A 12,619-nucleotide genomic window follows, 5' to 3' on the forward strand; every position below is an offset into this window, starting at 1 on the left:
GTGGCGGCAAAGCCCTGCTTCACCTCTTCATGAGCCTATCGAGGCCGAGCAGTACGGTGTCTCGATGGCCTCACTGGCGCTGTGTCATACATCGGATAGTGCCTCAGTGCGAGGATACGAACTCCGCTGTCGCATGCGCGAGGGCAGCTACTACGGCATCGAGGCGTACGTTAACGTGAAATACGTGCTGATGAGCGGGCTGGATCGCTGATCTGATTCACGCTGGGCGTTGCGCACTAGCGCAGTGGCCCGGCGCTCTGGCCGTAATGCAGTGCTTCTATCTCGCGCAGTCGCGGTGTGGCGAAATCGATGAACGCCCGCACCCTGGCGGCGGCTCGGCGCCCCTCGACATGGACGAGATGAATCGGCAGGGGTGCAGGCTCGTACGCTTCCAGCACGGTGTCGAGGGTGCCTGAGGCAAGATCCGCGCCCACCTGGTAGGACAGGACGCGGCACAGCCCCCAGCCCCGCCTGGCAATATCGATGGCGGCGGCCAGGCTGCTGACCGTAAGTTGCGGCGTCACTCTGACGGCCTGTGATCTGTCCGCGCCGAACCGCCACTCGTTCAGTGGACTGGCAGGGCCGATCGCCACGAGACGATGAGCCGTGAGATCGTCCGGGGTTTGCGGGAGCCCACGCTCGGCGAAATATGCCAGCGATCCGCATACGACCTGGCGCACCTGTCCGATACGGATGGCTGTGAGATCGGAAGAGGGCAGGTGGCCGATACGCACGGCGATATCAAAGCCTTCTTCAAGCAGATTGACGAGGCGGTCGACCATCAGCACATCGGCGCGCACCTGCGGGTGTGCATCGAGAAAATCGGTCAGTACCGGCGCCACGTGTATGCGTCCGAACTCCTGCGGACAGGTGAGTCGCAATTGCCCCACCGGCGTGTTGGCCGCCCCCGAGGCCGCATCATCGGCTGCCTGCAGCTGGGTGAGGATTTCCCGCACGTCTTCCAGATACGCACGGCCCGCGTCGGTCAGCCGGACCCGTCGGGTCGAACGGGTGAACAACCGGGCGCCGAGTGTCTGCTCGAGCGTGTTGATGGCCCGTGTGGCAGAAGGCGGGCTGATTCCCGCTGCGCGGGCACCCCGGGCGAAACCTTCGGCCTCGGCCACGGCCACAAAGACTTTCAGCGCCTGTAGTCGATCCATGGGACTTCGATTGTTTCAATAATCAAAATGGTTTCTTTCATGTTAAGGGTATTCTTCCATCTTTCGACGTTAAATACAGTAGGACTGCTCGGGGAGTCAATGCCGATCATGTCCTCCCCCCTGATCTCTCAAGAGAAGGAGTCCTGTGATGTCGAACGTCGATACCCTGAGTACTGCCCAGCCCTCGGCCCTGACTGAGGCGCCGGTAAAACTCTATCGCAATCCGAAATCCGGCCACTGCCATCGGGTCGAGCTGATGCTCGCGCTGCTGGGCGTGCCTTATGAAAATATCGATCTCGATATGGCCAATGGCGCTCATCGCGAGCCGGCCTACCTGAAGATCAGTCCGCTGGGGCAGGTGCCGGCCATCGATGACAACGGCATTACGCTGGCGGACTCCAACGCCATTATTACCTACCTGGTCGAGCGCTATGGCGAGCCTGCCCTCTGGATTGGTGGCGATCCGCTCGAGAAGGCGCGGGTCCAGCGCTGGCTCTCCATCGCGGCCGGCGAGATCGCCCACGGCCCCTGTGCCGCGCGGCTGGTGACGGTGTTCAACGCCCCCCTCGACCACGAAGCCGCCAAGGCGAGTTCGCATACCCTGCTGGCGATGATGGAGGCGCATCTCGACGGCCGCAAATGGCTGGTGAGCGATCATCCGACCCTGGCTGATATCGCCGGCTACAGCTATATCGCCCATGCGCCGGAGGGTGGTGTGAGCCTCGATCCCTACCCGCAGGTGCGCGCCTGGCTGTCACGTATCGAGGCGCTGCCGCATTTCGTCGGCATGGCACGCTCGCCGGTGCTCGCCTGAATCTTCGGTCACACCTGGCATTCGCCCCCCATACGACTTGAGTTCACAGCCAACGAGAGGAGGTTGGTCATGACGGAGACGACGTCTGCGCATACGACACCTTTTCATGCGGGAGAGCGCGAAGCTCAGCGGCGAGCCGGTGTTGCACGTCAGGCAGCCGCTTCCGGGAGCTTCATTCGCGATTATATGCCCGAGCAGCATCGTGAATTTTTCTCCAGTCTGCCGTTTCTGGTCATGGCGGCCGGCGACGATGAAGGTCGCCCATGGGTGACGCTGCTGGAGGGAGAAGAAGGCTTCATCGATACCCCCAATGCGCGGACACTGGCCATGACGGCCTCGCTCGGGCGCGATGATCCGCTGGCCTCGGCGCTGCATGCCGGCGCCGATGTCGGCCTGTTGGGGATCGAACTGGCCACGCGTCGCCGCAATCGACTCAATGGTGCGGTTCGCTCGACGGATGGCTGCCTGATGCTTGAAGTACAGCAGAGCTTTGGCAACTGTCCGCAGTACATCCACGAGCGAGAGTGGCAGCGGGTTGCCCCCGTTACTGTGCCCGAGGCGACTGTCTCGGAAGCCCTGGACGCCGGTCAGCGCGCGCGTATCGAAACGGCGGATACGTTTTTCATCGGTTCTGCCTTTGCAGGAAATGAGACCGATGAAGCGGCAGGGGGAGTACCTCGATCCCGCGGTTACGATGCCTCGCATCGCGGCGGTGAGCCGGGGTTCGTGCGCGTTACCGAGCGGGGGACGCTGCAGTTCCCGGATTATCCGGGTAACAACTTTTTCAACACGCTGGGCAATCTGATTCGCGACCCGAGGGTAGGGCTGGCGTTTGTCGATTTCGAGACGGGGGGACTGCTGCAGATGACCGGCCGTGCCTGTATCGACTGGGCGCCACAGCAAACGCATGATCCGAACGCGAAGCGGCTGATCGAGGTAACGGTGGAGCAGGTAGTGGACCGCCCGGGCGCACTATCACTGCGATGGTGGCAGGCGCAGGCGCCGTTGCAGCTCAAGGTCGTTGACAGAGTGGTCGAAAGCGATCGGATCACCTCCTTTTATCTGGCGGATGCCGGAGGTGGAGCGCTTCCCTCGTTTCAGGCTGGCCAGTACCTGCCCATCGAGCTGGACGTGCCGGGGCAGCCGGGTCTTGTCCGACGCAGTTACTCGCTTTCCGGAGCGCCGCAGGGCGGGGGTTGGCGGCTCAGTATCAAGCGCGAGGAACATGGCATTGCTTCACGCTTTTTACACGATACGGTAACCATCGGCGACCGGATCGCGGCGCGGCCGCCCTCGGGCGACTTCGTGCTGCCTCGCGACTCTCGACCGGTGGTACTGGTCAGTGCCGGTGTGGGGATCACGCCGATGCTGTCGATGCTGCATGCGCTCGTGGCCGAACGGGATGCCCGCCCGGTCTGGTTCGTGCATGGCGCGCGTAACGGCGCGGCGCACGCGTTCAGGGAAGAGGTCGAAGCGCTGGTGGCTGCTTCCGGTGAGACAACGGCCGCCAAAACCGCCACTGGTCCTATCAAACACCGGATTTTTTACAGCGCACCCGAGGCGAATGATCGCCCCGGAGAGGATTACGATGCCGAAGGCAGGATCACGGCGGAGGCACTGCTGGCGCTGGGGGCCGGCAGCGAGTCGCACTATCTGCTCTGTGGTCCGGCCCGATTTCTCGCTGAACTCAGCGCTGATCTGGAGGCCGGGGGCGTCCCGTCAGAGTGTATCGAATTCGAAACGTTCGGACCGGCGGGCTAGCAGCGAAAATACCGACAGAGCCTGCCGACCGCAGGCCGCTCTCTTCTACTGCAGCGGCCATGTCCCTGACGCAAGGAAGCTTGCGAGGTAGCTGCGGCGCATATATTCTCAAAATGAGAATGAAATTATTATTTGTTTTAATTTTGAGAATGCACGAGGTGCCCAGTGAGTGATGTGAACCTGGCGAAACGGTCGGCCGAGATCCTGAACAATTGCCTCTACGCCAACATTGCGACATCGCGCAACGATGTGCCCTGGAATACACCGGCTACGGCATTGCCGGATAACGAGCTGAACTTCTACTGGTCGTCCTGGCGATTGGCGGAGCACTCCCGAAACATTGCTGCCAATAGTTCGATATTCATGACCTTTTATGATTCGACGCGGGCGAGAGGCACCAACAATCTGAGGTGCCTTTATCTGCAGTGTGTTGCGCGGGAGGTCTCGGATCCGGAGGAAGCGCGCAAGGCTTTCGGCTTGCTCTATCCCGGTGAAAGCGTTGAGCTGACTAACCCTCTTGATGAGGGCGTCAAGCGTTTTTACTGCGCCGAGCCAAAACAGGCCTGGTTGAATTGCCTTTCCGAGAAGGAGCTGGAACCCGACACGCTGAAGATGAGAACGGAAGTTCCCCTGGATGAGCTCAGGCAGGCATTGCGCTGAGTAGTCGCTGACGGTTTTCAGAGGCGTGTGATCGAAGGAGTGGTGTAGTGGAGGATTTTGAATCTCTCAGAGTGTTTGTCTGTGTTGCCAGTGAGCTGAGTGTGACCGGGGCGGCGCGTCTTTTGGGCAAGAGCCCTTCGAATGTCACCACGCGGTTGCAGAAACTGGAGGCAAGCATTGGTGCCGAGCTGCTGGTGAGAACCGGGAAAAGCCTTGCCCTGTCCGCCGCGGGTGAGGTCTTTCTGGAGTATGCCGAGCGCATCCTCAGCCTCCGGGATGAGTCCCTGCATGTCGTTTCGGGAGGCCAGTCTCCCGGAACTCTGCGAATCGGAAGCATGGAAGCCACGGCTGCGAGTCGTTTGCCAGAGCTTTTGGCAGCTTTTCATCAATCCTTCCCCGAGCATCGGGTGAAGCTCAGCACCAGCCCGTCAATCAGGCTGCTCGACGATGTTCGAGCGGGCAAACTCGATGGCGCCTTTCTGGCTTTTCCACCTTCGTTTATCGACAGCCCGCTGTCGGAAAAGCTGGATGTGCTGGGATTGGCCTTCTGCGATGCCTGGGAGGAGTCACTGATCCTGCTGCATCCGGATACGGGGATCGACAATCCCGGGCTGGAAGATGTTTCAGTCAGAACGCTGGCGGCATTCCCACCGGGGTGCACCTATCGAAGCATGGCGGAGAGCTGTCTGCAGATACCCGAGCACAAGGAGTGGGTCATCCAGGAGTCGCCGTCCTACCATGTGATGGTAGCGCTGGCGTGTACCGGACGATGTGCCACGGTACTGCCCGAGAGTGTTTATCGGAAGATGCTGCCGCCCGACAACCTGCAATGTATTCCGCTTGGCCGGGTGACCACGAAGCTGGCGTGGCGCAAGGACTATGCCACGCCTGTGTTCGAGGATTTTCGAGCCACGCTGACAAACAGCATGGGCGGGTAAGCCGAATGCCTATCCGGCCCCGCCCGCGCGATGCTTTCTGACAGAGTGTGCATAACAGCATGGATGATCACCGCCATCAGGCGGTGGTCGTGGGCGCCTCGTCGTCAGTCGTGCCATCTCCTTCAGAAGTGGATTCATCTTTCGTCGAGGAGGAGGCGCGATCCTCGGCTTCGGTGGCCGAGGCGGCGTTCATGTCATCCTTCCGCTGCGTGCTGTCATTGCCATCGCGTGTGATCCGCCAGACCGTGTTGCTCATGTCGTCGGCCACAATGACCGAGCCATCCGGCGCCACAGTGACGCCCACCGGGCGGCCGCGTGTTTTTCCGTCCCCGGTGAGGAACCCGGAAACAAAATCAACGGGGTCGCCGGCAGGATGACCATTCTCGAACGGGACGAAAACGACCTTGTAGCCGGCAGGGTTCGAACGGTTCCAACTGCCATGCTCCCCGATGAAGACACCTTGCGTGAATTGACCGCCCACGGCAGCGTTGGAAAAGTCGACGCCGAGCGGGGCCCGATGCGAGCCGAGGCTGTAATCCGGTGCGATGGCTGATTTGACCTTCTGCGAATTTTGCGGGCGAACGCGGGGATCGACATGCTGCCCCCAGTAGCTGTAGGGCCATCCGTAGAAGCCGCCTTCCTGGATGGAGGTGAGGTAGTCGGGCACCAGATTGGGGCCGAGCTCATCACGTTCGTTTGCCACCGCCCAAAGCTGGCCCGTGCCCGGCTGAATGGTCAATGCCGTAGGATTGCGTATGCCGGTTGCGTAGGTTCGGTGGGCGCCGGTACCGGGGTCGATTTCCCAGATTCGGGCCCGATCGACTTCTGCCGCCATGCCGCGCTCGGTAATGTTGCTATTGGAGCCGATACCGACATAAAGGTAACGGCCATCGGCGCTTGCCGTTAGCGCCTTGGTCCAGTGGTGATTGATTTCGGCAGGCAGTTCGGTAATCACCTCGGGTGCGCTGCTGGCCCGGGTCTGCCCCTCGCGGTAATCGAAACGCACCAGTGCATCCTGATTGGCGACATAGAGATCATTACCGACCAGGGCAAGCCCGTAGGGGGCATTGAGATCGTCGGCGAAAACCGTCTGCATCTCATAGCGGCCGTCATCATCACCATCGCGCAGCAGGGTGAGTCGATCTCCACCTTTAACCGAGGTCGTCCCCCTGGACTTGATCAATCCGGCAATGAAGTCCTTGGGCCTGAGTTTCGGCGCATTGCCACCTCCCTTGCCTTCTGCAACGAGGATATCGCCGTTGGGCAGTACCAGCGTATGACGCGGTACCTTCAGATCTGTGGCAATGGCCTGAATCGAATAGCCCTCGGGCACGGTCGGTCTGTGGTCTCCCCATGGAGCGCGTTCCGGGACCGTCATGTTGGGCAAAAGCCCACGCTGTGGTGCAGGCAATTCGGGATTGGGGCCGTACTGCGGGTCACCTTCAGCGGCACTGGCACTGCTGACGATCAGCAGCATCGAAAGCGGCGCTGCGTAAACCATGCGAGATAGCATCATGACTGGCCTCCGGCGCCGAGACGGGCATAACCGATCCAGCTGGCCACGAACGCCAGCACGGTCATGACGATCGATAGCACAAGACCGGTGGGCATCATCGCCCACGCATCCCGGGCATGCACCAGCGCATTGATAAAGCCCAGCACACCACTGGCCAGTAGTAACAAACAGTAGATGGTCGCTGAACCACGATGACCATGGCTGCGAAAAAGCCCGGCGATGGCGAACAACAAGGCAAAGCCATTGAAGACGAGACCGCCGACGATCAGCCAGGAGGCAAAGGTTGCCCACTGGATGTGAAAACTCGACGAATAACTGTAATCGCTCAGGGCGGCACCCAGGAAAAGAGGAAAGGTGCCAGCAAGTAATATGCCATGAAGTGGGGCCAACCCACTTCGAGGCGTTCGTTCGGCAGTAGCGATCACGGCAAACTCCTTTTGCTGATCGGACGGCTTTGGCAGCCCGGATGCACTGTAGGCAATGTCATGAGAATGACTGTCAGGCAGTGTAGTTGATTCGTGGTCACCATCATTTTCATCAGCTTAAGCCCTGACTTGCCAGAATACGCAAAAAGCAGCAATATCATGCAAAAATATGCACAAGAGGGCATGAATGCTCAACGTCCCCGAAACCCGACAGCAGCAGCTACTGGCCAGACTTGCCAGTGGCGAACAACTGATCGCGCAGGAGCTCGCGAGAGAGTTCGGCGTCTCACTGGATACCATCCGCCGGGACATCATTGCCCTCGAACAACAGGGCAGGGCACAACGGGTTCGAGGTGGGGCGGTGTCGACTGCTCCGGCCTCGGCGCCTCTGCAATATCGGGTTTCGACCCACACGCGAGCCATCGATGCCATTGTCGCTCGGGCGGCAAGCCTGACCGACGATGTGGATACCTTGCTGCTTGATGGCGGCAGCACGGTACTTGCATTCGCCGAGCGACTGCAGCCGAAGACAGGGCTACTGGTCATGACCCCTTCGCCATGGGTCGCGGTAGCCTGTCAGAAAAATGGCATTGACGTTTTCATGCTGGGCGGCCAGTTGAGTGTGCGAGGCGGGGTCAATGTCGGCGATACAGCTCTATTGGCTACGGCAAGCCTTTATGCAGACATCGCCGTACTCGGCGCCTGCGGTCTTGATGCCGAATTCGGGCTCAGCGTTGACGACCTGCAGGAAGCGTATCTCAAGCACGCCATGTCCGGGGCCGCGCAGAGAACCCTGGTACTGGCCGCACGCGAGAAGATCGGGCGCCGCGCGCGCCACAGGGCAGTCGCTCTCGAGGAGATCGACTGTTTGATCACTGATGCCGGGTCGGAAGACGTAGCGGCATTCGGCAGCTCGGCTATGGAGATTCTGCATGCCTGATTCCCGGAGAGTCTGGTTCGCCGTAGCCGCCATGTTCTTTCTCAACGGTGGTTTGTTCGGCACCTGGGCGTCGCGCATTCCAGCAGTGGCATCGCAGTATGGGCTGGATGGGGGGTGGCTTGGGCTGCTGCTGCTCGTGCTGGCTTCAGGGGCTCTGGTTTCGTTTCCGCTGGCTGGCAGGGCTTCGGATACCGTCGGCGCTGCTCGCGCAACACTGGCCATTGCTGTTGCTTATGCCCTTGCCCTGGTGTTGATCGGCTGCACATCCAGCCTCTGGCTGACGGCTACAGCACTGTTTTTCTTCGGCGCCGGCCATGGGGCCATGGATGTCACCATGAACAGTTGGGCCGGTGAGGCGGAACGTTTCATCGAAAAGCCGGTCATGTCGTCGTTTCACGCCATGTGGAGCCTGGGGGCTGGTGTCGGGGCTGCGGTGGGTTATGTGGCCGTGAATCTGGACCTATCGCTGCTGGCGCACTTTGCGCTTGTTGCGGTCACGATGTCCGTGGGCACGATCCTGCTTGCGAATATTGGCTGGCAGTCCGAGACGAGGCCACGACCAGCGGGGGCGAAACGTTTTCCTCTACCCCGTGGTGGCCTGCTATGGGTCGGAATCATTGCCCTGTGCGCCTCTCTCGGCGAGGGCGCGATCGCTGACTGGAGCGCCTTGTTTCTGGTTAACGTCACCTCGGCGACCCTGGCTCAGGGGGCACTCGGGTATGCCGTGTTCTCGGTAGCCATGGTCGTCATGCGGTTGATCGGTGGTGGCGTGATTTCCCGGCTGGGACCGGTAAACGCTGCACGCTTCGCCGGGTGTTGCGCATCCATGGGTGTGCTGCTCGCCGTGCTTTCCACCAGTTTCATGACAGCGCTGCCTGGCTTCTTCTTGCTCGGTATTGGTTATGCCCTCATCATGCCGCTGGCCTTTTCGCGTGCAGCCAATGACTCTGATACCCCTCCCGGGGTGGCCATCGCCAGTGTGGCAACCCTGGGCTATGGCGGGATGCTGCTCGGACCGCCATTGATCGGCTTGACCGCCCACCTTGTTACGCTGCACTACGCCTTCGGAATCCTTGGCCTTCTGGCATTGTTTATCGTATTTGCGGCTTCATCGCTTGAGTGATCCTGGAAGGTTTCTGTCAACGCTGGCGCCAGACGGAAGGCATGAAGCGATCATGACCTCACTGTGAGGTATTTGTTAGGCAGTAGCGATTACGACAAGCGCCTTGTTACGGCCCGGTTTTTCTGTAGGTAATGTCATGAGGATGACGGTTAGCCGGTAGGATTGATGTGTTGCGTCTTCACTAAAGTGGCAGTTGTTGTTTAAGCGAAACTGTTTCGGCCATGTTGATGATTATTTGTTAATGCAGAAAGAGTTTTGATTGAAAAGAAGAATTCATCATTCATTAACATGGATTGGTATCGGTCATTATTTTTTTATTTAACCTGCTACCCATCCCGTCGATAAATAACAACAGGAATCGGTTTTCCGGCAGCAGCTTGTTAAGCCATGTGTTCCATTCAATCAGGGTCATCATGCTTGCATACAATAAACAGTCAAATCCGCTGGTAACGGATGAATGGCAACGAATACAGGCGCTGCAAGAGCTGGCCATACTCGATACGGAGCCGGAAGAGCGTTTCGATCGTCTGACACAGCTGGCAGCCCGGGTGTTCAATGTGCCCTATTCGCTGGTGAGTCTGGTGGATGAACATCGCCTCTGGTTCAAGTCGCGCTATCAGATAGAGGCGCTTGAATTATGCCGTGAGCGCACTTCATTTTGTTCCGAGGCTCTGAAGGAAGAGCAGCTACTGGTCGTGGAAGATACGCAGGCGCATGAGCTCTTTTCGGCAAGCCCACTGGTGACCGGTTTTCCGCATGTCCGGTTTTATGCCGGCGCCATTCTTCGCACTGCCAGTGGTTATCCTCTGGGCACGCTTTGCATCATGGATACCAGTCCGCGCTCATTGACTGAAAGTGAGCGCGTGATTCTGCTGGACATGGCACAAATGGTGGAGAGCGAGTTGCGCCTGACGGATCGAATCTCGCAGGAGCGGGCTCAGGCCGGGCTTCGCGCCAACCGGGATTCGCTGCTCTACTGTCTGAACTATCAGGGCATGATACATACGCTGACGTACGCGCTTCAGCGGCCTCGGGAGCCCGATACATCCTCGGTAGCGTATCTGTTGAGTCTGGAAGTTCATGACTGGAACCTGCTCAATCTTCGTTATAACGATTCCATCGAAGAGAGCCTGATCCTCCAGGTGCATGAGCGATTGCAATCGGTATTTGCCGCGGACCGAGCCAGTATCGGCCGCGTGGAACCGGAGCGTTTGGCAGTACTTTTTACTGTCGAGGATCAATCCGCCCTGGCCACCGTCCTTGATGAGCTGGAGCGCGTCTTGTCCCGGCCCTTTGTCGTCGGGCAGCAGGAAATCGAATTCGTCCAGAGGGTCATCCATTTTCCGTTGCGAACGGGGTTGGATGAAAGCCGCAAACTGCTGCAGATGCTCCACTATCTGGATACGCGGCAGTCCTATCCGTTAACCGGTCTGCAGATCCTGGATGCGAGTGTCTGGCTGGACAGGGTACACCATCTGCGCTCGATCAGAAGTCGGTTGCCGAATGCCATTCGTAACAACGAACTCAGCCTTCATTTTCAACCGAAGCTGGAAATCAGCCCGCACAGGCTGGCTGGCATGGAAGCGTTATTGCGCTGGGATGATCCTGCTCTGGGCAGAGTGTCGCCGCTTGAAATCCTGGAGGTCGCCGGACGGACAGGACTGTGTCGTGAGCTGGATATGTGGGTGATCAGAAATGTGATTCGCCAGCTGGCGCAATGGCAGCAAGCCGGCATTGATCTGGTGCCCGTGGCTATCAATATCATGCCCGAATTGTTGAGCCACCCACCTTTTACCGACTTTCTTTGCCGAGAGCTTCAACTGGCAGGACTGGATGGCCGCTGGATCGAGCTCGAAATTCTCGAACACGCCATCGTCAATGATTTCGAAGCCGTTTTTGCCAATATTCAGGTGCTGGCCGAATTCGGTGTCCGCTTTGCCATAGATGATTTTGGCACGGGGTACTCCGCCTTATCCTACTTGCCTCATCTTCCGGTGGATGTCCTGAAGATTGACCGTTCCTTCGTACACAGCATGCTGGATAACGAAAAGGCTGCGGCACTGATTGGTGCCATTGTGAGCGTAGGCCGACATGCCGGCTTGTCCATCGTGGCTGAAGGTGTTGAAACGTACGGTCAGTATGTTGCGCTGAAGGAACTGGGCTGTCATGCCGTACAGGGGTATCTCTTTGCACATCCTGCTCCGGCTGAAACTGCAGTACAGTGGCTCCGGGGCAGATTGCTGCCTACCCCGGCGTCACTCGCTCGAGCGGCAAGGTCAGAGTAAACTTCTTCAGCCTGAAGGCCGAACCCGCCGATTAGTGCTTCAGGAGGGATCGGGTCATTTCATCCCCTCCAGTACCTGCATTTCTTCCTCCGGAATCGTCAGCTTCGCCGCTGCCAGATTCTCGTGCAGATGCGTGAGTGACGAGGTGCCTGGAATCAGCAGGATGTTGGGCGAACGCTTCAATAGCCAGGCGAGCGCCACCTGCATGGGGGTAGCCTCGAGCCGGGCTGCGACCTCATCCAGTGTTTTTGACTGCAGCGGAGTGAAGCCGCCCAGGGGAAAGAAGGGCACATAGGGAATGCCTTGTGCAGCCAGCTCGCCGATCAGGGCATCATCATCGCGATGCGCCAGGTTGTACTGGTTCTGTACGCAGGCCACCGGGGCCATCTTCTGTGCCTCGCGGATTTGTGTCGGCGTGACATTGCTCAGGCCGAGATGGCGAACAAGGCCGCGCTCCTTCAGTTCTACCAGGGTGGTCCAGGGCGCTTCGAGCGAGCCCTCGGCCGGTCCGTGGACATCAAGCATGCTGCGCAGATTGACCACGTCCAGCACATCCAGCCCCAGATGGCGCAGGTTATCCTCCACAGCTTGTGTCAGTTCCTCGGCTGACAGTGCCGGCAACCAGGCCCCTGTTTTATCGCGGCGTGCGCTGACCTTGGTGACGATATGCAGATGCTCGGGATAGGGATACAGTGCCTCCCTGATGAGCTGGTTGGTGACATGCGGGCCATAGAAATCCGAAGTGTCAATGTGATCGACACCCGCCTCGACGACTTCACGCAGAACACGCCGAGCCATGTCCGGATCACGGGGCGGACCGAAAACACCGGGGCCAGCCAGTTGCATGGCGCCATAACCCAGACGCCGCACCTGCCATTCGCCGAGCTGATAGCGACCGGACTCATCAACGCTGGTCATCATTGTTCTCCTGTTCGGGGGACCATTAAAGGAACAGCTCTATGCTAGTGCGCAACAGCATGTGCGACTATCCGGTCAA

General features: G+C 59.2%; 11 protein-coding genes. 7 read left to right on the plus strand and 4 right to left on the minus strand.

Annotated features, from left to right (window positions below):
• Window positions 1-236: 236 nt before the first annotated feature.
• Window positions 237-1,160, minus strand: coding sequence for a LysR family transcriptional regulator (locus FY550_RS04450; RefSeq protein WP_070975981.1), 924 nt, complete (start codon window positions 1,158-1,160; stop codon window positions 237-239).
• Between the two features lie 148 nt (window positions 1,161-1,308).
• Here FY550_RS04450 and FY550_RS04455 point away from each other — a divergent pair, with 148 nt between their 5' ends.
• The 4 genes from FY550_RS04455 (at window position 1,309) to FY550_RS04470 (ending at window position 5,333) form a co-directional block, all read left to right on the plus strand.
• A complete protein-coding gene (locus FY550_RS04455; RefSeq protein ID WP_070975984.1) occupies window positions 1,309-1,974 on the plus strand; it encodes a glutathione S-transferase family protein in 666 nt (221 codons plus the stop codon).
• Window positions 1,975-2,043: 69 nt separating this feature from the next.
• The gene (locus FY550_RS04460) at window positions 2,044-3,735 is read left to right on the plus strand and encodes an FAD-binding oxidoreductase (protein WP_070975986.1); all 1,692 of its coding nucleotides are present in this window, start codon (window positions 2,044-2,046) and stop codon (window positions 3,733-3,735) included.
• 165 nt (window positions 3,736-3,900) lie between these two features.
• A complete protein-coding gene (locus tag FY550_RS04465; protein WP_070975989.1) occupies window positions 3,901-4,395 on the plus strand; it encodes a glycoside hydrolase family 3 protein in 495 nt (164 codons plus the stop codon).
• Window positions 4,396-4,442: 47 nt separating this feature from the next.
• Entirely contained in the window at window positions 4,443-5,333 is an 891-nt protein-coding gene (locus FY550_RS04470) for a LysR family transcriptional regulator (RefSeq protein ID WP_070975991.1), read from the plus strand.
• Between the two features lie 76 nt (window positions 5,334-5,409).
• Here the strand turns inward: FY550_RS04470 and FY550_RS04475 are convergent, their stop codons facing one another.
• Window positions 5,410-6,810, minus strand: coding sequence for a PQQ-dependent sugar dehydrogenase (locus FY550_RS04475; protein WP_420843349.1), 1,401 nt, complete (start codon window positions 6,808-6,810; stop codon window positions 5,410-5,412).
• Between the two features lie 35 nt (window positions 6,811-6,845).
• A complete protein-coding gene (locus FY550_RS04480) occupies window positions 6,846-7,274 on the minus strand; it encodes a DUF2231 domain-containing protein (RefSeq protein ID WP_070975996.1) in 429 nt (142 codons plus the stop codon).
• A 187-nt stretch (window positions 7,275-7,461) separates the two neighbouring features.
• On the opposite strand from FY550_RS04480, the gene FY550_RS04485 reads away from it, so the two are divergent.
• The 3 genes from FY550_RS04485 to FY550_RS04495 all read left to right on the plus strand — a co-directional run bounded on the left by FY550_RS04485 (window position 7,462) and on the right by FY550_RS04495 (window position 11,622).
• Window positions 7,462-8,214: a DeoR/GlpR family DNA-binding transcription regulator gene (locus FY550_RS04485; RefSeq protein WP_070975999.1), complete on the plus strand. Its 753-nt coding sequence runs from the start codon at window positions 7,462-7,464 to the stop codon at window positions 8,212-8,214.
• Window positions 8,207-9,337 (plus strand): MFS transporter, encoded by a 1,131-nt coding sequence (locus FY550_RS04490; RefSeq protein WP_070976001.1) that lies wholly within the window; start codon window positions 8,207-8,209, stop codon window positions 9,335-9,337. Before FY550_RS04485 ends, FY550_RS04490 begins: the two co-directional genes overlap by 8 nt.
• A gap of 413 nt (window positions 9,338-9,750) precedes the next feature.
• Entirely contained in the window at window positions 9,751-11,622 is a 1,872-nt protein-coding gene (locus FY550_RS04495; protein WP_139148610.1) for a sensor domain-containing phosphodiesterase, read from the plus strand.
• A gap of 54 nt (window positions 11,623-11,676) precedes the next feature.
• Here FY550_RS04495 and FY550_RS04500 read toward each other — a convergent pair whose 3' ends face one another.
• A complete protein-coding gene (locus FY550_RS04500; protein WP_325062974.1) occupies window positions 11,677-12,543 on the minus strand; it encodes an aldo/keto reductase family oxidoreductase in 867 nt (288 codons plus the stop codon).
• Window positions 12,544-12,619: the final 76 nt, after the last annotated feature.

It is taken from the genome of Kushneria phosphatilytica (assembly GCF_008247605.1).
GTDB lineage: Bacteria > Pseudomonadota > Gammaproteobacteria > Pseudomonadales > Halomonadaceae > Kushneria > Kushneria phosphatilytica.